The organism is Serratia sp. AR11 (assembly GCF_056376275.1).
Map to the genome: position 1 here is coordinate 24,126 of NZ_CM150739.1, position 25,684 is coordinate 49,809.

At 57.4% G+C, this 25,684-nt stretch carries 22 protein-coding genes; 10 read left to right on the forward strand and 12 right to left on the reverse strand.

Annotated elements, in window-relative coordinates; all coding sequences use genetic code 11:
• Nucleotides 1-38: 38 nt before the first annotated feature.
• Nucleotides 39-2,105, reverse strand: a complete 2,067-nt coding sequence (locus tag ACSOSI_RS00120) for an alpha-amylase (RefSeq protein ID WP_476706369.1) — start codon at nt 2,103-2,105, stop codon at nt 39-41.
• A gap of 188 nt (nt 2,106-2,293) precedes the next feature.
• Between ACSOSI_RS00120 and ACSOSI_RS00125 the strand changes: the two genes are divergently transcribed.
• Both ACSOSI_RS00125 and ACSOSI_RS00130 read left to right on the forward strand, forming a co-directional pair.
• Nucleotides 2,294-2,542, forward strand: coding sequence for a CopG family ribbon-helix-helix protein (locus ACSOSI_RS00125; RefSeq protein ID WP_012004528.1), 249 nt, complete (start codon nt 2,294-2,296; stop codon nt 2,540-2,542).
• Complete coding sequence (locus ACSOSI_RS00130; protein ID WP_012004529.1) at nt 2,532-2,819, forward strand: type II toxin-antitoxin system RelE/ParE family toxin; 288 nt, start codon at nt 2,532-2,534, stop codon at nt 2,817-2,819. The genes ACSOSI_RS00125 and ACSOSI_RS00130 overlap by 11 nt, the downstream gene beginning before the upstream one ends.
• Nucleotides 2,820-2,863: 44 nt before the next feature.
• On the opposite strand, the gene ghrB is transcribed toward ACSOSI_RS00130, so the two are convergent.
• The 8 genes from ghrB to ACSOSI_RS00170 all read right to left on the reverse strand — a co-directional run bounded on the left by ghrB (nt 2,864) and on the right by ACSOSI_RS00170 (nt 10,298).
• Nucleotides 2,864-3,841 carry a glyoxylate/hydroxypyruvate reductase GhrB gene (gene ghrB / locus ACSOSI_RS00135; RefSeq protein ID WP_218217369.1) on the reverse strand — a complete coding sequence of 326 codons (978 nt, stop codon included), beginning with the start codon at nt 3,839-3,841 and terminating at the stop codon, nt 2,864-2,866.
• A 104-nt stretch (nt 3,842-3,945) separates the two neighbouring features.
• Entirely contained in the window at nt 3,946-5,214 is a 1,269-nt protein-coding gene (locus tag ACSOSI_RS00140; protein ID WP_012004531.1) for an MFS transporter, read from the reverse strand.
• A 97-nt stretch (nt 5,215-5,311) separates the two neighbouring features.
• Nucleotides 5,312-6,271, reverse strand: coding sequence for a sugar kinase (locus tag ACSOSI_RS00145; protein WP_012004532.1), 960 nt, complete (start codon nt 6,269-6,271; stop codon nt 5,312-5,314).
• Nucleotides 6,272-6,277: 6 nt separating this feature from the next.
• Nucleotides 6,278-7,030, reverse strand: coding sequence for a sugar phosphate isomerase/epimerase family protein (locus tag ACSOSI_RS00150; protein ID WP_329910682.1), 753 nt, complete (start codon nt 7,028-7,030; stop codon nt 6,278-6,280).
• 183 nt (nt 7,031-7,213) lie between these two features.
• Nucleotides 7,214-8,230, reverse strand: coding sequence for a LacI family DNA-binding transcriptional regulator (locus ACSOSI_RS00155; protein ID WP_041418841.1), 1,017 nt, complete (start codon nt 8,228-8,230; stop codon nt 7,214-7,216).
• A 137-nt stretch (nt 8,231-8,367) separates the two neighbouring features.
• A complete protein-coding gene (locus ACSOSI_RS00160) occupies nt 8,368-9,030 on the reverse strand; it encodes an OmpA family lipoprotein (RefSeq protein ID WP_476706370.1) in 663 nt (220 codons plus the stop codon).
• Between the two features lie 270 nt (nt 9,031-9,300).
• Nucleotides 9,301-9,759, reverse strand: a complete 459-nt coding sequence (locus tag ACSOSI_RS00165) for an N-acetyltransferase (RefSeq protein ID WP_017891164.1) — start codon at nt 9,757-9,759, stop codon at nt 9,301-9,303.
• The gene (locus ACSOSI_RS00170) at nt 9,735-10,298 is read right to left on the reverse strand and encodes a DNA-3-methyladenine glycosylase I (RefSeq protein WP_261132753.1); all 564 of its coding nucleotides are present in this window, start codon (nt 10,296-10,298) and stop codon (nt 9,735-9,737) included. Before ACSOSI_RS00170 ends, ACSOSI_RS00165 begins: the two co-directional genes overlap by 25 nt.
• A gap of 198 nt (nt 10,299-10,496) precedes the next feature.
• On the opposite strand from ACSOSI_RS00170, the gene ACSOSI_RS00175 reads away from it, so the two are divergent.
• On the forward strand, nt 10,497-12,485 hold the full coding sequence (locus tag ACSOSI_RS00175) for an autotransporter outer membrane beta-barrel domain-containing protein (RefSeq protein ID WP_476706371.1): 1,989 nt from the start codon (nt 10,497-10,499) through the stop codon (nt 12,483-12,485).
• An 18-nt stretch (nt 12,486-12,503) separates the two neighbouring features.
• Here ACSOSI_RS00175 and ACSOSI_RS00180 read toward each other — a convergent pair whose 3' ends face one another.
• Entirely contained in the window at nt 12,504-13,844 is a 1,341-nt protein-coding gene (locus ACSOSI_RS00180) for an MFS transporter (RefSeq protein WP_476706372.1), read from the reverse strand.
• A 262-nt stretch (nt 13,845-14,106) separates the two neighbouring features.
• Here ACSOSI_RS00180 and glyQ point away from each other — a divergent pair, with 262 nt between their 5' ends.
• Both glyQ and glyS read left to right on the forward strand, forming a co-directional pair.
• Nucleotides 14,107-15,021 (forward strand): glycine--tRNA ligase subunit alpha, encoded by a 915-nt coding sequence (gene glyQ / locus ACSOSI_RS00185; RefSeq protein WP_218217374.1) that lies wholly within the window; start codon nt 14,107-14,109, stop codon nt 15,019-15,021.
• A 9-nt stretch (nt 15,022-15,030) separates the two neighbouring features.
• Nucleotides 15,031-17,100, forward strand: a complete 2,070-nt coding sequence (glyS, locus tag ACSOSI_RS00190) for a glycine--tRNA ligase subunit beta (RefSeq protein WP_012004543.1) — start codon at nt 15,031-15,033, stop codon at nt 17,098-17,100.
• A gap of 38 nt (nt 17,101-17,138) precedes the next feature.
• Here the strand turns inward: glyS and ACSOSI_RS00195 are convergent, their stop codons facing one another.
• Nucleotides 17,139-18,185, reverse strand: coding sequence for a Fic family protein (locus ACSOSI_RS00195; protein ID WP_223272803.1), 1,047 nt, complete (start codon nt 18,183-18,185; stop codon nt 17,139-17,141).
• A gap of 186 nt (nt 18,186-18,371) precedes the next feature.
• Between ACSOSI_RS00195 and ACSOSI_RS00200 the strand changes: the two genes are divergently transcribed.
• The 4 genes from ACSOSI_RS00200 (at nt 18,372) to ACSOSI_RS00215 (ending at nt 23,416) form a co-directional block, all read left to right on the forward strand.
• Nucleotides 18,372-19,091, forward strand: a complete 720-nt coding sequence (locus tag ACSOSI_RS00200; protein ID WP_012004544.1) for a DUF3053 domain-containing protein — start codon at nt 18,372-18,374, stop codon at nt 19,089-19,091.
• A gap of 549 nt (nt 19,092-19,640) precedes the next feature.
• On the forward strand, nt 19,641-21,560 hold the full coding sequence (locus ACSOSI_RS00205; protein ID WP_476706373.1) for a PTS mannitol transporter subunit IICBA: 1,920 nt from the start codon (nt 19,641-19,643) through the stop codon (nt 21,558-21,560).
• 58 nt (nt 21,561-21,618) lie between these two features.
• A complete protein-coding gene (locus ACSOSI_RS00210; protein ID WP_476706374.1) occupies nt 21,619-22,770 on the forward strand; it encodes a mannitol-1-phosphate 5-dehydrogenase in 1,152 nt (383 codons plus the stop codon).
• Between the two features lie 94 nt (nt 22,771-22,864).
• Complete coding sequence (locus tag ACSOSI_RS00215; protein WP_012004547.1) at nt 22,865-23,416, forward strand: MltR family transcriptional regulator; 552 nt, start codon at nt 22,865-22,867, stop codon at nt 23,414-23,416.
• Here the strand turns inward: ACSOSI_RS00215 and ACSOSI_RS00220 are convergent.
• The gene (locus ACSOSI_RS00220) at nt 23,413-24,021 is read right to left on the reverse strand and encodes a LysE family translocator (RefSeq protein WP_476706375.1); all 609 of its coding nucleotides are present in this window, start codon (nt 24,019-24,021) and stop codon (nt 23,413-23,415) included. The two genes, ACSOSI_RS00215 and ACSOSI_RS00220, sit on opposite strands and share 4 nt — an antisense overlap.
• Nucleotides 24,022-24,160: 139 nt before the next feature.
• Here ACSOSI_RS00220 and ACSOSI_RS00225 point away from each other — a divergent pair, with 139 nt between their 5' ends.
• Nucleotides 24,161-25,627, forward strand: coding sequence for an aminotransferase-like domain-containing protein (locus ACSOSI_RS00225; RefSeq protein WP_476706376.1), 1,467 nt, complete (start codon nt 24,161-24,163; stop codon nt 25,625-25,627).
• The last annotated feature ends 57 nt before the right edge of the window (nt 25,628-25,684 follow it).

Here is a 25,684-nt window from a genome sequence, read left to right on the forward strand (position 1 = left end):
CTTCGCCCGATGGCCATTTACCAGCATATCGCGCTGAATTATTGTGACCGATCGCCGACCCACACCACCATCACCTTATCGTCGCCGAGCCGGCGGCTGAAGGCGTAGTATTGCGCCGTTTGTTGCGACTGCTGTTTACCCGCACCGATTGCCGGGTGACGAGCGCGGAATTGACCCAGCCGCTGCCAGTGCGCCAGCAGTGGGGCTTTGTCGCCCTGCAGCTCACTCCAGTTCATATCGGAACGGGTGCCCTGCAACGGGTCTGAGCCACTCGGGCCAAGCTGACGGCCACTTTCATCACCGTAGTAAATTTGTACCGCGCCGGGGGCCAGCAGCAGCAGGTCGGCGGCACGCTGCTGCAGCGCCAGCGACCCTTTGGCATCACTGGCAAAGAACAGCCGGGTATCGTGCGAAGAGATGTAGCTCAACACGTTGAAATCCTGCAGCTTGTCAGCCATCTGTTGGTAGGTGGTGTCGATGCTGGAGAAGCAGCTCAGCGCCTGCGACGCCTGATCCTGGAAATCAAAATTGATCATCGCGTCGAAGCCGTTCTGGTAATAGTCACTTTTCATCACGCCATGGCCCCAGGCTTCACCAGTCATCCAGAACGGGGTGTTATCCAGTGCCTGTTGCGGATGAGCGGCTTTCCACTCGGCCAACGCCGCCGTGGCACGCTGTTTCAGCAGCGCCAGCGTCGGTTTCTCCACGTGCTTGGCGGTATCGACGCGAAAGCCGTCAATGCCGTAATCGCGTACCCATTGGCTGAGCCAGGTAGTCAGGTAGTCGCGGGGAGTCGCACCGGGAATTTCGTGTGCAGCGCTGTCGGGTTTATGGCGATAAAACAGCGGCAGACCGCTGGCGCCGGACGCTTCAGTTTTGATGTCCGGGAGGAAGGCCAGCGACATGGTGAGGTCGTCATAGCCCGGTGGATCGTAGTCGCCGATATCGGTGCGGATCCAGTTTTTACCCCACCAGGCGTCCCAACCGGCCTTATCGCTGAAGTTGATGTAATCGTTGAAGCTGTGCCAGTTTTGTCCTGTGCCTGGCCGCCAGTCGCCCCAGTTTTTACCCAGTGTTTTTTCGATCTCTGCACCTTTCAGATACAGCGAGCCGAACTGGAAAGCCTGCATATCCGCCAGCGTGGCGTAACCGACATGATTCACCACCACGTCGAACAGGATGCGGATACCACGCTGGTGCGCTTGCTCGACCAGCGTGCGCAGATCTTGCTCGCTGCCCATGTTGGCATCGAGCCGGGTCCAGTCCAGCGCGTAGTATCCGTGATAGGCATAATGCGGGAAGTCGCCTTTGGTGCCACCACCAACCCAGCCGTGGATTTGCTCCAGCGGCGAACTGATCCACAGCGCATTGACGCCGAGCTGTTGCAGATAATCGAGCTTTTTCGTCAGGCCGGCCAAATCGCCGCCGTGGAAGGTGCCTATCTCCTGCATGCCGTCGCTGCGGCGGCCGTAGCTGTGGTCGTTGGCCGGGTTACCGTTTTCAAAGCGATCGGTGAGGGCGAAGTAGACCGTGGCGTTGTGCCAGTTGAACGGCGCGGCTTTCTCGCTGCTTGCCGACTCCAGCAACAGTAACCCCCCGCTGCCTGCGGCCGGTTGCAGGGTGACTTTGCCCTGGCTGACCCTGGTCGTTTGGCCAGAATAGAAATCACGTACCGTTTCACCTTCGGCAAAGGTCGCCGCCACGTCAAGAGTGACCGGCAAGCCGTTCCAGCGTGGGCAGATGCGTGCTACCGAAGCGGCGGCGATTTCCGGTGCGGTTTTCAGGCTGAGCTGCAACGTTGGTGTACCGCTGCGGGTGTCGATGCGCACCTGATATTCGCCTGCGCGGAACAACCGCCAGTTAACCGGTGGGTTATCGCCGCAAGGTTGCAGTGACAGGGCTTGATTCAGTTTGGCCGCCGTGGTCGGCTGCCAGCACTGTTGGTTCTGGTAAATCTTCAGCGGCAGTTCGCCCTTGGCCAACGTGGCGTGGCTGGTGAACAAGCCGCTGGCGGACTCGTCAAAGGTCGGGAAGCTTTGCAGCGTCCAGCTCGCCATTGCCGCCGGTGACAGCAGCATCAACAGGGGAAGGGTCAGGCGTTTCATGGCTCTCCTTACGCGTGGCAGGAAGCGTTTTTCTTGTAGGGTAATGCCCAGTGTGACCAACGATAAAAAAATAGCCTCATCCCAACAGATAATTTTCCGGGAGGAGAAGGTGGGGGGAGAAACCAGGCTGTTACCCGGTGGTTTTTTAATCTATATTACAATGTATACATTGTAGTGTGAGGTGACCTATGAGCGTGATGTCCGTTCGACTATCGGAAGATCTTAGTGAGCAGCTCGAAGCTTTGGCCAAAGCGACCGGCAGAACTAAATCGTTTTTGGCCGGGCAGGCCATCCGAGATTTTATTAACCGCGAAGCCTGGCAAATTGCTGAAACTCAGCAGGCAATCATTGAGGCGGATCAGGGGGATTTTGTTTCTGACGATGAAATGGAAGCCCGCTTCAAGAAGATGGGGGTGATTGTTAACGATGAAAATTAAATGGCTAAGGAAAGCCGCAAGCAATTTTGATGATGCGTACGATTGGTTTTATCAAGAGAGTCCTCAGGTTGCGACCCAATTCGCCAGGGAGGTTTTTCGATTAGTAAACTTGCTGGCGACAAATCCGGCTTTGGGCAGGGCAGGCAGGGTGATGGGAACCCGGGAAATCGTGATGAAAACCTTTCCTTATCTGATCCCCTACAGAATCAAAAATAATGAAATACATATCCTTCGGGTATTCCATATGCGGCGACATCCGCCGAAAAAATCTTGGTAATTTTGAATGGATGCCAGTTTTTATTTCACTGGCATCCATGAAAGTTACTTTTTCAGCAGTTGCGGATTAACACAGTTTTCTTTGACCGTGCCGGTCAGGGCGGCAATCAGGTTGTCGACGGCACATTCGGCCATGCCATAGCGGGTCTCATGGGTCGCAGAACCGATATGCGGCAGTGCCACTACGTTTGGCAGCGTCAGCAGCGGAGAAGACACCGGCAGCGGCTCTTTTTCGAAAACGTCCAGCCCGGCGGCATGGATGGTCCCGTTCTGCAGCGCTTCTATCAGCGCGGCTTCGTCCACCACCGGGCCACGACCGGCGTTGATCAGGATGCCGCTCTTTTTCATTTTCGCCAGTTGGTCGCGGCTGATCATATGGAAGGTTTCATCCGTCAGCGGCAGCGTAATGCAGATGAAATCGGATTCAGCCAATAGCGTATCCAGGTCACAGCGGCGGGCGTTAAAACGTTGCTCGGCTTCTTCGTGCGTGCGGCGGGCGTTATACAACACCGGCATGCCGAAGCCGAAGTGCGCACGTTGCGCCAGCGCCAGGCCAATTCGGCCCATCCCGAGGATGCCGATGGTTTTATGGTGTACATCGACGCCAAACCAGTCGGCCCCAATGCTGCCCTGCCATTCGCCGGCCTTTACCCGTTCGGCCACTTCCACCACCCGGCGCGCTGTCGCCAGCACCAGACTCATGATGGTATCGGCGACGGTTTCGGTCAGCACGGTAGGGGTATGCATCAGCAGCACGTTATGGGCATTAAGCGCGTCGACGTCGAAATTGTCGTAACCGACGGAAATGGTTGAGGCCGCACGCAGTTTTGGCGCCTGCTGCAGGAAAGCCTCATCAATTTTACCGCCGGAACCGATGATCCCTTCCGCCTGTTGCAACGCCTGGCGCAGCTCATCGTGGTTATCCGGGGTCAGGCCGTCGAAGGCGTGCACGGTGAAGTGCTGTTCCAGTCGTTCACGCAGGTCGGCGGGGATATTTTTGTATAAAACGATAGAAGGCTTCATCACGAACTCCAGCAAGCTAACGATTAGGACGTTGGGGATCCAACATAACATAAAGCAAAAAGGGTGAAGGGCGCAGCGCCCGTCACCCCGGTCATTCAGGTAGATCAGGCCAGTTGTGGCTGGGCCTCGTTGCGAGCGGGTTTGACGACCAGCGTCAGCACCACCGCCGCCAGCAGGGCAATAGCCATAAACATATAAGAAGCCGCCGGGCTACCGGTTGCGCCGTTCAGGTAACCGACAAACCACGAGCCGAAGAAGGAACCCAGTGCACCCATGCTGTTGATCAGTGCCATAGCGCCACCGGCAACGTTTTTCGGCAGCATTTCAGGAATGATGGCGAAGAAAGGCCCATAAGGGGCATACATAGCGGCACCGGCAATCACCAACAGGGTGTAAGAGACCCAGAAATGGTTGGCACCGACGGCGTAAGAGCCGAAGAAAGCCAGCGCGCCAATCAGCAACAGCGGCCAGACGAACAGCTTACGGTTTTGCATTTTGTCGGAGGCCCAGGACACCAGGATCATGGCGATAGTCGCCGCCAGATAAGGCACCGCCGACAGCCAGCCGGCTTCCACCATACCCATCTGCATGCCGCTGCGCAGGATGGAAGGCAACCACAGCACGAAGCCATACACGCCGATACTCCAGGCAAAGTACTGTGCGCACAGCAGAATAACGTTGCGTGAACGGAAGGCTTCACCGTAGTTACGCACCGCTTTAATGCCTTTTTGTTCTTCCTCCAACTGCTGCTGCAACGCCAGTTTTTCGCCGTCGCTCAGCCATTTGGCCTGGGCGGGTTTATCTTTGGCCAGCACCCACCAGCAGAAGGCCCAGATCACCGCCGGAATGCCTTCAAAGATGAACATTTCACGCCAGCCGTAGGCGTGGATCAGGTAGCCGGAAACCACCGACATCCACAGCACCGTGACCGGGTTGCCGAGGATCAGGAAGGTATTGGCGCGTGAGCGTTCTGATTTGGTGAACCAGTTGCTGATGTAAATCAGCATCGCCGGCATTACCGCGGCTTCCACCACGCCGAGGATAAAGCGGATAGCGGCCAGCATGGGGATATTACTGACCATGCCGGTCAGTGAGGCGCAGGCCCCCCACAGGATCAGGCACCAGAAAATCAGTTTTTTAACGCTGCGGCGTTCGGCATAGATAGCGCCGGGGATCTGGAAAAAGAAATAGCCGAGGAAAAACAGCGCGCCCAGCAGCGAGGACATGCCCTTGGTGATGCCCAGATCGTCATTAATGCCGGCGGCCGAAGCAAAGCTGAAGTTGGCGCGGTCAAGATAGGCCAGGCTGTAGGTGATAAACACGATGGGCATGATGTACCACCAGCGTTTAGCCGCGATAGTCGCTTTGTTCATGTTCAGATTCCTCAGTGTTCTCTCAACGCGTCCTGGTTGTAGGGCCAGAGGTACACGTCATGTGGAGAAGTCGGTTAACCGATTATGTTTGTTATATTTATTCAGCCAGTGCTGCGCGGGTCGGCAAGCCTTCGCTGTCGCCGATGGCCTGGATCGCCAGCGAGCCGATTTTGTTACCGCGTTGGACCGCCTGTTTCAGCGTTTTGCCTTCCAGCAGGGCGCTAAGGGTGCCGACGGCAAAACCGTCGCCTGCCCCCACGGTGTCCACTACGTTGTCGACTTTAATGGCAGCTACGGCCGCCTGGTCGCCGGCGGCGGTTTTAAACCAGGCGCCGTCCGGGCCGGTTTTGATAATCACCGCCTGTACGCCGCGCTCCAGGTAAAAATCGGCAATGCCTTCCGGCGTTGATTGGCCGGTGAGGATTTGCCCTTCTTTCAGCCCCGGCAGCACCCAGTCGGCGGCAAACGCCAGCTTATTGAGCTGTTCGATCATCACCTGTTGGCTGGACCACAGCACCGGACGCAAATTAGGGTCGAACGAAATGGTTTTACCCATCGCACGCATCTCACGTGCGGCATGGTGACACAGCGCCAGCGACTGACCGGACAGGGCCGCCGCTACGCCGCTCAGGTGCAGATGGCGAGCGGAACCGAAGTATTCGCGGTTGAAATCGTCCACTGAAAGATGACTGGCCGCCGAACCTTTGCGGAAATACTCCACCTTGGGATCGGTACCATCCGTGGTTTTAGATTTGATCTGAAAACCGGTCGGATAATTGCCGTCTACCGTTACCTGCTGGGCGTTAATGCCTTCTTTTTTCAATTGTTGCAGGGCGAAGCGGCCGAAACTGTCATTGCCGACGCGGCTGACCCAGCCGACGTTCAGGCCCAGACGTGCCAGACCGATCGCCACGTTCAGTTCGGCACCGGCAATGCGTTTGGTGAAGGTTTCCACTTCCGCCATATCGCCGGTTTGGCTTGCCACGAACATGGCCATGGCTTCACCCAGGGTGACGACGTCCAATGGTGCGCTATGCGCGGCTGTCAGCGTTGTCATGATGTTTTACTCCGCGCGTAACAGGTTAACGTAGTAGCGGGTTACGTCTTCCAGACTGTCACCCTGCAATGGGAATTCAATGCCACGTGGAACATCCTGCGGCAGGCGGGTCAGCAACTCACGCCATTTACCGTCACTGTCGTCCAGCGCCACGGCACGCCAGCCTTTCAGGCTATGAGTGGCGGCTTTAACGTGAACGTAGCTGACGTGGCGGGCCAGGCGCTCGGCGGCGGCGAAGGCGTCTTGGCCCACCCAATGCCAGTTGGCCATATCGAAAGTCATGCTGACCGGCAGACGGTTATCTTCCGCCGCGTGGAAAAAGGCGTTCAGCAGTGACAGAATGCCGCAGTCCGGGGTCTGGTCATTTTCCACCACCAGGTTGACCGGATGCTGCTCCAGTGCCACTTTCAGTTCGGTAAAATCGAAGCCCGGCTGGTAATGGCCCAGGGATAATTTTAACTGGCGCGCATTCAACGTCTGGGCTTCCGCCAGCAGTGCAGGCAGATTTGGGTTCAGCGTGTGCTGCGGGGTAAACAGGGCTTCAGGTGCGGAATAAACGGCAAACAGTTGCTGCTGTTCGATGGCCTGAGCCAGAGCCGGCAGGGCCTGTAGATCCTGAGCAGAAAACAGTTCGCGGCGAATTTCTACGCCGTCGGCACCTGCACCGGCGATGATCGGCAGTAAAGCGGCCTGGCCACCGAGCTGCTGGACGGTATCGGTGCCATAGGCGCCGGTCACTATGATAATTTCTCTGGTCATTTTTGCTCCTGAGGTGGTGTCAGTCCCACCGATACTGTTAACCACAAGTTAAATGGTACCGGTTCCAGACAAAAGCGACAGAGTGTAAAAATATGATCGCAGTCACGAACCTGAGCAAAAAATAGTCTGGATGATGCGATGTAAGGGGCGCACAGCTCGCGCCCCTGCGGGAAAGGGGAGAGATTATCGGGTGGTGGAGCCGCGCACGATCAGTTCACCGGGGAACATCTGTTCGCTGATGGGGGTATTCAGGCCCTGAATGCGTTGCACCAGTTGCTCCAGCGCGGCATGGCCCATTTGATAGGTGGGCTGTTTCAGGGTAGTGATGCCCACCCCAGCCAGTTCGGCCCATTCCAGCTCGTCAAAGCCCAGCAGGCCGATATCGCTGCCCCACTGGATACCCAGCCGGCGCATGGCGCGTGCCACCTGCAGCGTCAGGGCACCATTAGCGGAAATCACCGCCTTGCGCATACCGCGATGGCGAGCGTTAAAGTCGCGGATCACGCCTTCCAGCTGCTTAACGTCGTTAAGCGGAGTTTCGGCCTGTTCGGCCAACAGTCCGGCATGTTGCGCCATGGTCTGGTTAAAGGCGTGCAGCCTTTCCAGGCGGGTATTGACCGTGCCGATTGGCTCGCTGAGAAACAAAATGGCTTCGAAACCCTGTTGCAGCAGGTGTTCCGTGGCGACGGTGGCCGCTTCGTGATTGTTGAGGCCCACCACATCGCAGGCGAAATCAGAGATTTTGCGGTCAATAAGCACCATCGGCAGCATCGATTGTTGCAGGGTCGACAGCGCCTCTTCGCGCATACCGACGGCATTGACCACGATGCCCTCTACCCGGTAACTGCTAAGCAATTGCAGGTAGTGCTGTTCCTGATTGACCTCGTTATTGGTATTACACACCAGCAGGGTAAAACCGTGTTGGCGGCAGGCCGCTTCGATACCGCGCATTACATCCACCGAGTAGGGATTGGTGATGTCGGCGATGATCAGGCCAATCAGCCGCGTTTGGCCGCCCTTCAGGCTGCGTGCCATCTGGCTGGGCCGATAGTCGAGCTGGTGGATCGCCTGTTCGATGCGCTGTTTGAGATCGTCAGAAAGCAGGTGCTGCTCACCATTGAGATAGCGCGATACGCTGGTTTTACCCGTCTTGGCGGTTTTCGCCACATCGCTGATGGTGGCCCGCCCCGAGGCGCGAATTGCCTTAACACTGCTCACAGCCGATCTCCCCTGTGGTTAATTGCCAAGGAGACTAACACACCCGGCGCAGAGCCGGAATGCCCAATGGCGGAGCGGCGGAGGACAGGAAGTGGCGGGGCAGAGCGCCCCGCACGGGATTACTGCAGCGGGCTGAGGGTGATTTCAACGCGGCGGTTTTGCGCCTTGCCTTCCGTGGTGCTGTTGGAGGCGATCGGGTTGTCCGGACCGGCACCTGAGGTGCGGACGCGGTTGGCCGCAACACCCTGGGTGATCAGCGCGCTACCCACGCCGTCGGCACGTTGCTGCGACAGGGTCATGTTCAGCGCACGGGAACCGGTGCTGTCGGTGTAACCGACCACGTTAACCGCCGTTTTCGGGTATTCCTTCAACACCATGGCCACGCCGGTCAGGGTATTGGCACCCGCCGGTTTCAGGGTAGCGCTGCTGCTGTCGAAGGTGACGTTATTTGGCATGTTCAGCACGATATTGTCGCCCTGACGGGTCACGCTAACGCCGGTACCTTTCATTTTGTCGCGCAGTTTGGCTTCCTGCACGTCCATGTAATAACCGGCACCGCCGCCCAGTGCTGCACCGGCAGCGGCACCAATCAGTGCGCCTTTGCCGCGGTCTTTTTTCGACGAGGACAGCATGCCGACGCCTGCGCCCAATGCCGCGCCGATCCCTGCGCCAATGCCGGATTTTCCGGCTTCAGATTCCCCGGTGTACGGGTTGGTGGTACAGGCTGACAGCGTGAGCGCAATGCTCACCGCGCCGGCAATAATCGCAATGCGTTTATTCATGTTTTTTCCTTTGTGGCATCAGAATCTGTGTGCGTCAGTCCAATCTCGGGGACGCTAAAAAAAAACCGTTGGCCGCCTGGCACGCCAGATTGCGGCGCTACTATGACGCGTATCTCCTCCGGCAGTTCCGGAAAAAAACGTGACAAATTATAAGCGGCTCACGGGCTGCGCTTGTTATCCGGTAAAACGGAGGGGAATACCATGCAGCGGATTCTGAATTGAGCGCACCCCGGTGCGGAGTGCGCTGTTTTTAGCCAGAAGTGACAAGAATCAAACGCTGGCGGCCCAGTTCATGAGCAACGTATAGGCTTGAGTTTCTTCATTTAACAGGCGCTGTGTTACCTGGAAACCCTGCTTATGGTAGAACGCGCAGGCGCGCAGATTCTCCTGATACACTTCCAGGCTCAGCTGGGGATAGCGTTGTTGTACGTGCGCCATCAGCGCCTGTCCGACGCCGCGACCGTGAAACGCCTGTTCAACAAACAGCGCGCCAATGAAACGCTGATCCAACACGCTAATGAAGCCGACGATCTCCCCCTCATGCCAATACGCCCAACTGTGCGCTCGCGGCAGGTAGTTTTCCCGTACCAGCGTTGCGCTTTCCCGCCAGTAGCTTTCCTTCACGAACGGATGGGCGGCGATGGTGCTGGGCAACCACAGGGCCATCAGCCGCGGCAGATCGGCCGGGCCGCAAGGGTGGATCGCTACGGCTTTGGGTAGCAGAGGCATCCGGTCAGATGATCGTTCACCAGCCCGCTGGCCTGCATAAAGGCATAACAGGTGGTAGAACCGATAAATTTGAAGCCGCGTTTTTTTAGCGCCTTGGACATGGCGTCTGAACGTTCGGTTTTCGCCGGTACTTCGCTCAATTGTTGCCAACGGTTGAGCAGTGGCTTGCCGTCGACAAAGGTCCAGATAAAGCTGACGAAGTCTTCACCGGCTGCTTCCATCGCCAGATAGGCCCTGGCGTTGGCAATGATGGCCTCGATTTTGCCCCGGTGGCGGATAATGCCGCTGTCCTGCAGCAGCGTTTCCACCTCTTGTTGGCTGATGGCCGCCACCCGCTGTGGATCGAAATTGTGGAAGGCACGACGGTAGTTTTCACGTTTCTTTAGCACGGTGATCCAGGAAAGCCCGGCCTGTTGCCCTTCCAGACACAGCATTTCGAACAGTTCACGCGCATCGGTCGTCGGTGCGCCCCATTCCTTGTCGTGATACTCGAGATATAACGGATCTGCCGTCACCCAACCGCAACGTTCGTTGATCATACTGACTGTCCTTGTGCTGTGTTTATTTACAGTAAGCATCGCCCGAAGTTACGAACTTGGCAAGCCCCTGATTGTTTTATCAACGACCGGCTTGACGTGGCGAAAAAGCCAGCAATATTTACTAGATGGCCGGTAGCCAAAAAGGCCAATGATAAAAATGTATTTTCCTTCATTTGCTTGGCTCTCAGGAGTCTGTTCATGCCTCTAAAAATAACTCGTATGCCCCGCCCGGCGGTGCTTGCAGTGGCAATATTATGCAGTATGACGACCTCAGCGCTGGCCTACGACCAACTCTACGTCTTCGGCGACAGTCTGAGCGACACCGGCAACAATGGCCGCTTTACCTACGACAGCAATAAACATCTGTTATACGACGAAGTGCTGGCGCAACGTATTGGTGCCGCGCTGGTGGCATCGGATAACGGCGGTGACAACTATGCCGCGGGCGGTGGCGTGGCGGTACCGGCGCTTAACCCGGCGGATAACACTCAGGATCAGGTGCAGAGCTACCTCAACCGGGTCAATGGCCGGGCCGACGGTGATGGGCTGTATATTCACTGGATTGGCGGCAACGACCTGGCGGCGGCGGCGTTAAATCCGACGACTGCGCCGGGAGTGGCCTACAACAGTGCGGCCGCCGCTGCAGCGCAGGTTCACTCGTTGTTAAATGCCGGTGCCGGAACGGTGATTGTCCCGACGGTGCCGAATATTGGCTCTACGCCGCAGTTGATGGAACTGATTATCCAGCAGGCGCTGACGCCGGTGCAAAACGCGGCAGTGCAGGCGGCCTACGCCACCCTGAATTCGCTGGCGACCCCGGACAATGACTCGCGAACTCAGGCCATCCACCAAGCGCTGACGGCCGCTGCGGCGCAGGGCAGTGCCATCCCGCAGGTGCAGCAGGCGATTGCCGCACAGTTGATTGCCGCCTTTGACAACCTGAGTGCTCAGGCCGGGCAACTGACCGATTTTTACAACCAGAACGAAGACCGCCTGCTGGCACAGGGCAGCGGCAATATCGTTCGGGTTGATGTCAACAAACTGTTTAGCGAGGCGATTGCCAATCCGGCGCAGTTTGGCTTTACCAATACCGCCGGCATGGCCTGCCCGCCGGGCGTTTCTTCCGCGGTGTGCAGCTCGGCGATGCCGGGTTTTGACAGCAGCCAAACCTATCTGTTTGCCGATCATTTCCACCCCAGCCCGCAGGCACATCAACTGATCGCCGATTACATTCAGGCGGTGCTGGACGGCCCGGCGCAGGTGGTGGCGCTGAATCAGGCGACGGCGGCCATGGCGCGTGACAGCCGCGCTACCCTCGACAGCCGTTTCCAACAGTTGCGCAATGGCGGCAATCCGCAAGGGGCGCTGGGCGTGTTCGGCGGTTATGCCGGACAACACTATGACTATTCCGCCAATCTGGCGGCAGGTGATGGCAACGCCACCACCCATAATCTGACGGTCGGGGTGGATTACCAGTTGACCGACGGTTGGCTGATCGGTGCGTTGATTTCCGGCTCCAATGACGATCAGCAGCCTTCCAGCCGCTACGACTATAAGGCGCGTGGCCTGCTGTTCTCGGCCTTTACCGCCCTGGACGTGTTTGAGCACGGTTGGGTGAATGCCGATCTGCACTACGCGACAATGGATTACGATGATATTCGCCGCAGCATGCAGCTAGGGTCGTTAACCCGCACCGAAACCGGCAGCACCGATGGCAAGCAGTGGGGCGCAAGGGTCACCGCCGGTTATGACTTCCCTGTTACTTCTTATCTGACCACCGGGCCGATGGCGCAGTTCGCCTGGGATTACAGTAACGTCTCCGGTTACAGCGAGGACGGCAACGACAGCACCGCCATGCGGTTCAATGACCAGAACTATCATTCGCAGATTGGTGCGCTGGGCTGGCGGTTAGACAGCAATTTCGGCCTGTTTAACCCGTACGCCGAGGTGAGCTATCAGCATCAGTTTGGCGATGATGTCTATCGGGCCGGCGGCGGCCTGAAGTCCACCCAGACCTCTTTTACCCGCGACAGCGCCAATCAGGATAAAAACTGGGTGGATGTGACGCTGGGAGCGAACATGCCGCTGACCGATCAGGTGGCCGCGTTCGCCACCGTTTCGCAGACCGGCGGCCTGAGCAGCGGCGAACAGTTTATGTATAACGTCGGCGTCAGTGCGCGGTTTTGAGTGTCGAAGCCTAATCGCTTAGGGAGCCGTTTGCTGCACACCAGGGCGATTGGGCAGCGAGCCATCGGCCACTATCTTTCTTTCCGGCTGTAGCAGGGTCATGCACAGCATGCTGCAGAAGGACACCACGGCGGTGGCGAAGAACATCGCGCCATAACCGTGGTGTTGTGCCAGCCAGCCGCTCAGCACCGGTGCGGTGATCGAGGCAATATTGGCGATCGCCAGCGTCATGCCGCTGTAGGCACCCACCGAAGCCTTGGGCGTGACGTCGATCACCACCGACCAATACACATTATTCACCAGCGCATTCAGCGCGTTACCCAGCGTCATCAGCAGAATGATTTCGGTCGGCGTGCTCATAAAGGGGATCAGCAGGAAGCAGGTGGCGGTCAGCAGCAAGGTGATTGCCGCGAACAGGTTGCGCGCCAGCCGCAGGTTGCCAAAGCGTCGTAGCAGCGCGTCGGCGATGCGGCCGCCGAGCAGAACGGTGAAACAGGCCCCGCTCCACGGGATCATCGCCACATACCACAGCGAGTGCAGATCGTAATTAAAGGTGTCTTGCAGGTATTTAGGCCCCCAGGTCACCAGCACAAAGGTGACATAGAGGAAAGAGAAGTAACCCAGGGCGTTAAACACCAGCGTGCGGTTGGTAAAGAATGCCCACCACGGCAGGCGTGGTTGCTGGCTGTCTGCGTCCTGATCGGCGCTAATGGCTGCCAGTTCGACGGCGTTGACTTCAGGGTGCTCCTCCGGCGTGTCGGTGAAGAAACGGGCAAACAGCAGAATGGCGATCAGCGAGAACAGACCCAGCAGCATAAACATGCTGCGCCAGTCATCGGTCAGCAGCAGCAGCCCCACGGCCAGCGGTGCGGTCAGCAGCGACCCCACCTGAGTGCTCAGCAGGCCGATGCCCAGCGAAAACCCACGCTCCTTGCGCGGTGCCCAGTTGGCGATGGTTTTGTTCATCAGCGCATAGGCCGGACCTTCGGCAAAACCGAACATGATACGCAGCGCGGCGAAACCCATGATCGCCGACCCTCCAAACAGTGCTACCCCCAGTTCGCCCGCCCAGGCGGTGGCGATCTCCAGCAGCGACCACAGCGCCCCGGCGATCAGCCAGACCTTTTTGGTGCCGACGCGGTCGGCCAGAAAACCGCCGCACAGCGAACCGAACAAATAGCCAAAGCCGAAGTAGCCCAGCACGGCGCCCAGTTGGGCCTTGTTGAAGTTGAATTCTCGGGAGATATCGTTGGCGGCGAAGGATAGCGCACCGCGATCGACGTAGTTGATCAACGCAATAAAGAACACCATGGCGAAAATACGGTAGCGATAGCGGCTGTCGGTTAAGGCGGTAGTCATCAGCGAACCTCCTGAAATGTTGGTTATCAGGACGCTAGCAAGGTTGGTGCCAGTCTCGGAGATCATGGAGGGCGGGGGGGCGTGGTGTATTCGCAGGGGGAAACCGTGCCATGCAGGCGCATTTGCCCCATTTCAGTGCGTAAAAACACCGCGCTTCTTTGATGATTCGCACTTGTTACCGGATTCGGGCTGTATATCTTACGGTCAACGGGTATACTGGCGCATCCCATTTAAATCCACTTGTATCGCGTGCGAATTCAACATGCAAAAGTTTGATACCAAGACCTTTCAGGGCCTGATCCTGACACTGCAGGACTATTGGGCGCGCCAGGGCTGCACCATCGTTCAACCATTGGACATGGAAGTCGGCGCGGGAACCTCACACCCGATGACGTGCCTGCGCGCACTGGGGCCGGAGCCAATGGCTACCGCCTACGTGCAGCCGTCCCGCCGCCCGACCGACGGCCGCTACGGTGAAAACCCAAACCGTCTGCAACACTATTACCAGTTCCAGGTGGTGATTAAGCCATCGCCGGACAACATTCAGGAACTGTACCTGGGCTCGTTGAAAGAGCTGGGTCTGGATCCGACCATTCACGATATCCGCTTCGTAGAAGATAACTGGGAAAACCCGACGCTTGGCGCCTGGGGCCTGGGCTGGGAAGTGTGGCTGAACGGCATGGAAGTGACGCAGTTCACTTACTTCCAGCAGGTCGGCGGCATGGAGTGCAAACCGGTAACCGGCGAGATCACCTACGGTCTGGAACGTCTGGCGATGTATATCCAGGGCGTGGACAGCGTCTACGATCTGGTGTGGAGCGACGGCCCGCTGGGTGTGACCACCTATGGCGACGTGTTCCATCAGAACGAAGTGGAGCAGTCCACTTACAACTTCGAATACGCCGACGTGGACTTCCTGTTCTCCTGCTTTGAGCAGTACGAGAAAGAAGCCCAGTCGCTGCTGGCGCTGGATAAACCACTGCCGCTGCCGGCTTACGAACGTATTCTGAAGGCCGGCCACACCTTCAACCTGTTGGATGCGCGCAAGGCGATCTCGGTGACCGAGCGTCAGCGTTATATTCTGCGTATCCGCACGCTGACCAAAGCCGTGGCCGAGGCCTACTACGCTTCTCGCGAAGCGCTGGGCTTCCCAATGTGCAAAAAGAACAAGAGCTAAGAGGCAGCCATGACTCAACAGACTTTCCTGGTGGAAATCGGCACGGAAGAGCTGCCGCCGAAGGCTCTTCGTTCACTGGCAGAAGCTTTTGCCGCGAATTTTACCGCCGAGCTCGATAGCGCCAACCTCGAACACGGCGAAGTGAGCTGGTTTGCCGCTCCGCGCCGTCTGGCGCTGAAAGTGGCCAATTTGAGCGCTGCACAGGCCGATCGCGAAGTCGAAAAACGCGGTCCGGCCATTGCCCAGGCGTTTGACGCCGAAGGCAAGCCAAGCAAGGCGGCCGAAGGTTGGGCACGCGGTTGCGGTATTACCGTCGATCAGGCCGAACGCCTGGTGACCGACAAAGGTGAATGGCTGCTGTATCGCGCCCATGTTAAAGGCCAATCCGCGCAAGCGCTGCTGGCGGGCATGGTCAGCAATTCTCTGGCCAAGCTGCCGATCCCGAAACTGATGCGCTGGGGCGATTCCGACGTGCAGTTTGTGCGTCCGGTGCACACCGTGACGATGCTGTTGGGTGCGGAACTGATCCCTGGCACCGTGCTGGGCATCGATTCTGCCCGTACGGTTCGCGGCCACCGTTTCATGGGTGAAGCGGAATTCACTATCGACAATGCCGACCAATATCCGCAGATCCTGCTGGAGCGTGGTAAGGTGATCGCTGATTACGAAACCCGTAAGGCAATGATCAAGCGTGACGCCGAGCTGGCTGCTTCGACCATTGGCGGCAAGGCCGATTTGAGCGAAAGCCTGCTGGAAGAAGTGGCCTCGCTGGTGGAATGGCCGGTGGTGTTGACCGCCAAATTCGAAGAGAAATTCCTGGCGGTGCCGGCGGAAGCGCTGGTGTACACCATGAAAGGCGACCAGAAGTATTTCCCGGTGTATGACGCCGCGGGCAAACTGCTGCCGAACTTTATCTTCGTGGCCAATATCGAATCCAAAGATCCGCAGCAGATTATTTCCGGTAACGAGAAGGTAGTGCGTCCGCGTCTGGCCGATGCCGAGTTCTTCTTTAACACCGACCGCAAAAAACGTCTGGAAGACAACCTGCCGCGTCTGGAAACCGTGCTGTTCCAACAGCAACTGGGCACCCTGCGCGACAAGACCGACCGTATTCAGGCGCTGGCGGGCTGGGTTGCCGGTCAGATTGGTGCTGATGTTAACCACGCTACCCGTGCGGGCCTGCTGTCGAAGTGCGATCTGATGACCAACATGGTCTTCGAATTCACCGACACCCAGGGCGTGATGGGCATGCACTACGCGCGTCATGACGGCGAAGCTGAAGACGTGGCTGTTGCATTGAACGAACAGTACCAGCCGCGCTTTGCCGGTGACGCACTGCCGGAGTCGCTGGTGGCCTGTTCGCTGGCGATCGCCGACAAGATGGACACCCTGGCCGGTATCTTCGGCATCGGGCAACATCCGAAAGGCGATAAAGACCCGTTTGCACTACGCCGTGCTGCGCTGGGCGTGCTGCGTATTATCGTTGAGAAAAACCTGACGCTGGATCTGCAGACCCTGACCGAAGAGGCTGTGCGCCTGTACGGCAGCAAGCTGACCAACGCCAAGGTGGTCGACGAGGTTGTCGAGTTTATGCTGGGCCGTTTCCGCGCCTGGTATCAGGAAGAAGGCCACGCGGTCGACACCATTCAGGCGGTGTTGGCACGTCGTCCGACCAAACCGGCGGACTTCGATGCGCGCGTCAAAGCGGTGACCCACTTCCGTACCCTGGAAGCGGCAGCTGCGCTGGCTGCGGCCAACAAACGCGTTTCCAATATCCTGGCCAAATCTACCGATACGCTCAATGATCGTGTACACGCCTCGGTATTGAAAGAAGCGGCTGAGATCCAACTGGCGACCCATCTGGTGGTACTGCGCGATAAGCTGGAGCCGTATTTTGCGGCAGGCAACTATCAGGATGCGCTGGTGGAGCTGGCAGACCTGCGTGAGCCGGTCGATGCGTTCTTCGACAACGTGATGGTGATGGCAGAAGACGAAGCGGTGCGTGTGAACCGTCTGACGCTGCTGAGCAAACTGCGTGAGCTGTTCCTGCAGGTCGCGGATATCTCCGTGCTGCAATAAGCGGTTCTGCTGTGAAAAGGCGCCTCAGGGCGCCTTTTTTATTGCTGTCGGCGCAGTGCATCGCCTTGAAGGGTAAGGCGGTATTTCTGCAGGCGGCTGTTGGGTCTTTCAGGCAGCGTCATCTCAATCAGTTGAGCGCTCAACGCCGGGCGCAGATAGCGCTCCCGGAAAGATTTTCTATCCTGTAGCTGAAGTGCTTGTTGAATCTCTTCGCGTGACATCTCCCCCTTCAGTATCACCAGTAGCTCAGCGACTTGGGGGGTGACTTGGGGGGTGACTTGGGGGGTAAGGCTTTGCTCTAGTGCTCGCAAAATCATGTCCAGCATAAACTCAACGAAGGGAGCACAGTCGCTCTGCTGGTTACTGGCATTCAACGCTTGGTAGTAACCGGGCTGATTGTCATGTACCAGGCTTTCAACCGGTACGTTGGCAAACAGGGGGTCCCAACGTGACAGGATCAGCGTTTGCCACAGTCTGCCCATTCGTCCGTTACCGTCGGCGAAAGGATGAATAAACTCAAACTCGTAATGAAATACGCAACTGCCGATCAGCGGCGGCAGATCTGTCTCTTGTAACCAGACCAGCAGTTGACGCACTAACAGCGAGACCCGTTCTGCCGGCGGTGCCATATGAATGACGTTTCTACCGTTCATGACCCCGACACCGCCATGGCGATAATGCCCTGCATCAGGCAGCAGACCCTCCATCAGCACAAGATGTGCGGCGAGTAAATCCTTCTCCTGCACGGGACGCCAGTTGTTCAGATTTCCATAGCAACGAATGGCATTGAGTGCTTCCTGGATCTCACGAGGTGGCGCAATGATGCGTTTACCCTCGATGATGGCGGTGATCTGTTCTTCACTCAGGCTATTGCCTTCGATAGCCAGAGAGCCCTGAATAGTGCGGATGCGGTTGATGCGGCGCAGCCGTAAGGCATGTTCTTGCTCGGCCTGCATTTTTAAGCGCGCCAGTGCAGCACCGACATCGGTTACCAGATGCAGAATGCGTGAGCTGATGGTCAACGGTGGCTGATAGGATGACATGCGCAGCTTGGCCCGGTGATAAATGATACAAAAGTGTATCATGCTCCTGAGCCGGTACAGTAGCCTCTTGCCAACCCGCAGAGCTTGGCCTTTCACCGAAGAATAAGCCCCGAAAGGTGAATCGCGTATCGGATCGCACTCAGTTGATCTATTCTTATAGGCGCAGGGAGTGCAGCAAAAGGGACGGAGTCCGATGAAAAAGCAGGTTTATAACAGGAGTTATGTCACATGGCGGTAGGGATCCAGAGCAGGAATTTCGCGCGTTGGTTGGCCCCGGTATTGGCATTGTTGGTGGTCATGCAACTGACTGCTTGCGGCGATAAAGAGCCGGAACAACGCAAGGCGTTTATTGATTACATACAGAATACGGTGATGCGCAGCGGCGCGAAAATCCCGACGCTGAGCGAAGATCAGAAACAGAAGTTCGGCAACTATGCCGGTGATTACGCTATTTTGGTCGGCTTTTCACAGCAGTTGTCCAAGTCACTGGACGCCAGCCTGACGCCGGCGTTGGATCAAATCAACCAGATCCGCACCGCACAGGACTACATGAGCAAGCGCGATTCGTTGCAACAGTCCGTTGGGGCGCTGAACCTGCTGGGGCAGCAGATCCAGTCGGCCAAGTCACAGGCGGATACCGCCCGGGCAACGTTGAAGCAACCTGACGATCTGAAAGCCGTGTATAACCAGGCCTACGACAAAATCGTCACCGGGCCGGCCAATGCGCTGATGCCGGTTATTCCTGCGACCGCCAGTTTCGTTCAGGATCTGGTGCAGGTTGGGGATTTCCTGCGTACACAGGGTAATCAGGTGAGCTTTAACAATAACGGCGTGCAATTCCGTACTTCCCAGCAGGCAACGCAGTACAACACCATGATGTCGAATCTGGTCGCCAAGCAGCAGGATTTACTGAACGCACAGAAAACCGTCTCAAGCGTCACTCAGTAATAGTGTAAAAGCAGAAGCCGGCATACCCGGCTTCTGCCATTTCCCTTTCGCTGTTCCCTCCCTGTCTTTCCAATCACTTGCTCACTTCTTGCGCGTCGCTTCTGTACTACACTTCAATTAATCATCTTTTTCCGACATGTAGTTTTCTTTCATTCATCGCACTGTTATTTCCCGACGGGATGAATGCTCACAGGGAAGAACACCCCCAGGCCAGGATCCGGTAGCCATCAGCAAATAAATTGTGATTGATGTCACAATTTAAAAACAAATACGCAATATGAAAATGTGATCAACGTCGCATTATGTCGGGATTTTAGGGCGAATTTGGCGCGTTGTATTTTTTCTACACCGATTAAATGTGATGTATATCACTATAAATGCCTATTGGATGGGGTGTTGTTGGTGATCTGCATCACAAAAAATCCGTGAAGTTCGCACGGTAAAAACAGCGTGATAGAGTCCATTTCGCATACAGCCACAACACAGCTGGATCGTAACAACAATAATCACGCGCTCTATTGTCAGCGCGTAACAATAGGGGTGTGTTTTATGTTTTCACCAGACATCAAAGTCAAAGTTCAGAACTTTGGCCGCTTCTTAAGCAACATGGTGATGCCCAACATTGGCGCATTTATCGCCTGGGGTATCATCACCGCGTTATTCATTCCTACCGGTTGGCTGCCGAACGAAACCTTAGCCAAGTTGGTTGGCCCGATGATCACTTACCTGCTGCCGCTGCTGATCGGTTTCACCGGTGGCCGTCTGGTGGGGGGCGATCGCGGCGGCGTGGTCGGTGCCATCACCACCATGGGCGTGATTGTCGGCGCAGACATGCCGATGTTCCTCGGTGCGATGATTGCCGGCCCGCTGGGCGGCTGGGCGATCAAGCATTTTGACCGCTGGGTCGACGGCAAAATCAAAAGCGGTTTTGAGATGTTGGTGAACAACTTCTCCGCCGGCATTATCGGTATGCTGCTGGCTATCCTGTCGTTTATGGCGATTGGTCCGCTGGTCGAAGGGTTGTCGCATATCCTGGCTACCGGCGTGAACATCATGGTGACCAACAACCTGTTGCCGCTGGCGTCAATCTTCGTGGAACCGGCGAAAATCCTGTTCCTCAATAACGCGATTAACCACGGTATCTTCTCACCGCTGGGCATCCAGCAGGCGACCGAAACCGGCAAATCCATCTTCTTCCTGATCGAAGCCAACCCAGGCCCGGGCTTGGGCGTGCTGATGGCCTACATGTTCTTTGGCCGCGGCAGTGCCAAGCAGTCTGCCGGTGGTGCTGCGATCATCCACTTCTTCGGTGGTATCCACGAAATCTACTTCCCGTACGTGCTGATGAACCCACGTCTGCTGTTGGCGGTGATCCTGGGTGGCATGACCGGCGTATTCACCCTGACCCTGTTGCACGGCGGTCTGGTTTCTCCGGCTTCACCGGGTTCGATTCTGGCGGTGCTGGCGATGACGCCGAAGGGCGCTTATTTCGCTAACCTGGCGGCTATCGGTGCGGCCTTTGTGGTGTCGTTTGTGGTCGCGGGCTTCCTGCTGAAAACCTCAAAAGTGAAAGAAGAGGACGATCTGATCGATGCAACTCGCCGTATGCAAGAAATGAAGTCGCAGTCTAAAGGCGGCGCGGCGGCTCATGCAGCGGTCGATGGCGATCTGACCACGGTACGTAAAATCATCGTTGCCTGCGATGCCGGTATGGGCTCCAGCGCGATGGGAGCCGGGGTGCTGCGCAAAAAAGTGGCGGATGCCGGGCTGAAAAATATCTCGGTGACCAACAGCGCCATCAATAGCCTGCCGGACGATGTGGATCTGGTGATCACTCACCGCGACCTGACCGAGCGAGCGATGCGGCACGCGCCTCAGGCCCAGCATATCTCGCTGACCAACTTCCTCGACAGCAAGCTGTACAGCGATCTGACCGAGCGTCTGGTGGCGGCCAACAAAACCACCGATAACCAACAGAAAGTCATCAGCCGGCTTGACGACAGCTTTGAAGCGAGCGAGCAAAACCTGTTCCGCCTCAGCGAAAGCAACGTGTTCCTTAACCTGCAGGCCAGCGACAAGGAACAGGCGATCCGCTTTGCCGGTGAGCAACTGGTCAAGGGCGGCTACGTTGAGCCGGAATACGTTCCTGCGATGCTGGAGCGCGAGAAACTGACCTCCACCTATCTGGGCGAGTCGATCGCCGTGCCGCACGGCACCATCGAAGCCAAAGACCGGGTACTGCGCACCGGCGTGGTGTTCTGCCAATACCCGCAGGGCGTGCGTTTCGGTGATGAAGAGGACGAGGTGGCGCGGCTGGTCATCGGTATTGCCGCACGCAATAACGAACATATCCAGGTGATCACCAGCCTGACCAATGCGTTGGATGACGACGGCGTCATCGAGCGGCTGGCGAATACCAGCAGCGTGCAGGAAGTGCTGGATCTGCTGGGCGGCAAAAAACGCGGATAACAGAATCATTTTAAGGGGTGCAGCTTGCTGCACCCTTCGACATTAGAAAGGTAGGAATATGAAAGCATTACATTTCGGTGCGGGAAATATTGGCCGTGGTTTTATCGGCAAGCTGCTGGCGGACGCGCAGGCCGAACTGACCTTTGCCGACGTCAACCAGACGGTGCTGGACCTGCTGAACAGCCGCAAAAGTTATCAGGTGCACGTGGTCGGCGAACAGGCCAGGGTCGAACAGGTCAACAACGTCAGCGCAGTGAACAGCGGCAGTGAAGAGGCGGTTGCGCTGATCGCCGAAGCGGATATCGTGACCACCGCCGTGGGTCCGCAGATCCTGGCTAAAATTGCCGGGACTATCGCCAAAGGGCTGACCAAGCGTCACCAGCAGGGCAACAGCCAACCGCTGAACATCATCGCCTGTGAGAACATGGTGCGGGGCACCAGCCAGTTAAAACAGCACGTGTTTGATGTCCTGCCGCAGGAAGATCAGGCATGGGCCCTACAGCATGTGGGCTTCGTTGATTCGGCGGTTGACCGCATTGTACCGCCGGCGGAAGCGGGCAGCAGCGATCCGCTGGAAGTGACGGTAGAAACCTTCAGCGAGTGGATTGTCGATCAAACCCAGTTCAAGGGCCAGCCACCGGCGATTGCCGGCATGGAACTGACCGACAACCTGATGGCGTTTGTTGAGCGCAAGTTGTTCACGCTCAATACCGGCCATGCGATTACCGCTTATCTTGGGCAACAGGCCGGCCTGCAGACCATTCGCGATGCCATTCTTGACCCGAAGATCCGCCAGGTGGTGAAAGGCGCGATGGAAGAGAGCGGTGCGGTGCTGATCAAACGCTACGGTTTTGACGCCGCCAAGCACGCCGCTTACATCGACAAAATCCTCAGCCGCTTTGAAAACCCCTATCTGCAAGACGACGTGGAGCGCGTGGGCCGTCAGCCACTGCGCAAGCTGAGCGCCGGCGATCGCCTGATCAAGCCGCTGCTCGGCACGCTGGAGTACGGTCTGCCGCACGCCAACCTGATCCAGGGTATAGCCGCCGCCATGAGCTACCGCAGCGAGCAGGATCCGCAGGCCAAAGAGCTGGTGGAACTGCTGGCCAAACTGGGGCCAAAAGCGGCGCTGGCGCAAATTTCCGGCCTGCCGGTGGAAAGTGAGGTTGTAGAACAGGCGGTTGCTGTGTATAACGCCATGCAAAAGTAGATTCAATATGATGAATCTTCGGGCGCAGCAAGTTGCGCCCCTACACCCCGACTTCGGCATTGACGGCGCCACCCAGGCCATTCGAAAAGCGACGATGGAAGAAGCACAGGCATTTGAAAATAAGGTTCTGGAACGGCTGAACGCAGGCAAGACGGTGCGCAGTTTCCTGATCGCGGCGGTAGAGCTGCTGGCGGAGGCGCTGAACGTGCTGGTGGTGCAGGTGTTCCGCAAAGATGACTATGCGGTGAAGTATGCCGTCGAACCGCTATTGTCCGGCGCCGGTCCATTGGGTGAGCTGTCGGTACGTCTGAAGCTGATGTATGGGCTGGGGGTGATTTCACGTCACGAATATGAAGACGCCGAACTGCTGATGGCGATGCGCGAAGAACTGAACCACGACGGGGCGGAATACCGTTTTGTCGATGATGAAATCCTCGGGCCGTTCGGCGAACTGCATTGCGTGGCTGCGCTGCCGCCGGTACCGACCTTCCTGCAGCCCGGCGAAGCGGAAGAATCGCTGATCGCCATGCAGCGTCAGCGATACCAGCAGGTGTTACGTTCCACAATGGTACTGTCGGTCACCGATCTGATCGCCGGTATCGGTGCCAAACAACCGTCCCGGCTTTCCCCGCTCGGCCGCAATTAAGCAAAGGCCGCGCGCCACTCGTCCAATAACAGCCACAGTGCCGTGGCTGCCATCAACCCCGCCATGACGCCGTTAAACAACCGCAGTTTCCAGGTTACGCGCAGCGCGTCGCGCAGTCGATCGCCCAATATCGCCCATACCAGGACGCAAGGAATGTTCAGGGCGGTGAAACCGGCAATGATCATCAGCGTATGGCCAAGGCTGGCACCTTCTCGCGGGGTGAACAGAATGGCGACGTTAATCGCCATCAGCCAGGCTTTGGGATTCACCGCCTGAAACAGCGCGCCGCTGATTAAGCGCATCGGCTGTGCCTGCTGTTTGCCGTCGGGCGAGGCTGCCCTGAATAATTTCCATGATAGCCACAGCAGGTAGGTGCAACCGATCACCGCTAACGGAAAGCGGATCATGGCGGCCGAACTCAGGATCAGCGCCAGCAGGGTGGTGGTCAGGGCCAGTTGCACCGCACAGCCGACGCTAATGCCAAACACCATCGGCAGGGTGCGACGCAGCCCAAAATTGACCCCGGACGAGGCCAGCAGCAGGTTGTTGGGGCCAGGGGTGATCGACATGACTGTGACATAACTGATAAAGGCGGAGTCCAGCATAACGGGTTCCTTTTAAGGCTAAGAAGCAAGGGAACCAGCATAAAACCTACGGGCAGATGGTGACAGAACCAAAAACCCGCTATTGTCATGGATACAGTTGTAGCAAATTCAAACTGTACCCATTACCTGGAGACAAACTGTGACCTTGCTCGATGAAATGCCGGAAACGCGCTACCAGCAGCTGGCGGATACGCTGGCAGAAGCCATACGCCGCGGCACGCTGCTACCCGGCAGCCGTTTACCTTCGGTGCGCCGCTGTGCGCAGAGCCACAGCGTCAGTATCAATACCGTGGTGGCGGCTTACCGCACGCTGGAAGATCGCGGGCTGATAGAGGCACGGCCACAGTCCGGTTTTTATGTGTGTAACACCTTACCGGCGCTGAAGGCCGCTTCACCGACCAGCAGCCGAATAGAGCCACCGGCGGATGACGTACTGGCGTTGATCGACACGGTGTTTGCCGCCCAGCAAAACTCGGCGTTCACCAATCTTTCGCTGGCCTGCCCGCAGACTTCTGATTTTTATCCCGGCGGCAAGTTGGGGCGGATGCTGTCGTCGCAGTTACGCCGTCAGCCGAATTTGATCGGCCAATATGCACTACCGCCGGGTAGCCTGAGGCTACGACAGCAAATCACTCGTCGTTCGATGGCGCTGGGCATGCTGCTGGAGCCCGGCGATATCACGCTGACTCATGGCTGCATGGAGGCGCTGCAACTGGCGCTGCGGGTGACCACCAAACCGGGTGATTGCATCGGCCTGGAATCACCGACCTATTTTTATCTGCTGCCGCTGCTGGCCAGCCTGGGGCTGAAGGCGCTGGAAATTCCTACCGATCCGCAGCACGGGCTGTCGCTGGATGCGCTGGAACTGTTGCTCAATGAGAAGCGGCTGAATGCGGTGATTGCCATGCCGACGGTGCAAAACCCGCTGGGCTGCACCATGCCGCTGGCGGCGAAAAAACGGTTGGCGCGGCTGATGAACGATCACCATGTGCCCTTGATTGAAGATGGGTTGTACGCCGAGCTGCAATTCGGCGGTGCGCTGTCCCCGGCGGTAAAATCTTTCGATCGTGACGGTTGGGTGTTGTTCTGCTCCAGCTTTACCAAGACCCTGGCACCGGACTTCCGCATCGGTTGGATCAGTGGTGGCCGCTTTAACGAGGCATTGCGCAAACTGAAGGCGGTGTCGTCGATGTCCGAGTCGCAGCTGCTGTCGGAAACCCTGGCGATGTTTCTGGAAACCGGCGGCTATGATCACCATCTGCGCAACCTGCGAAAACGCTACGCCGCTCAGGTGGATGAGGCGCGGGCGCTGATTGCGCGTCACTTCCCACGTGGTACCCGGGCGACACAACCCGCGGGCGGTTTTGTATTCTGGGTGGAGTTCCCGGTCGGGGTCGATAGCGTAGCGCTATTCCATCAGATGCTGGAGGAACAGATTTGCCTGACGCCCGGCACGCTGTATTCCCCCAGTGGCCGCTATCGTAACGCGTTGCGGCTTTCCTGCTGCTACCCGTTTAATGTCCGTTACAGCCAGGCACTGGCACGTGTCGGTGCCAAAGCCTGCGAGATGAGCGGCTTGCCGCCGGGCATTGCGCAAGACGAGTAACCACGCGCGCATTTTGCTACAATGTGGACATCATTGATTAGCGTGCCGTATCGGCAC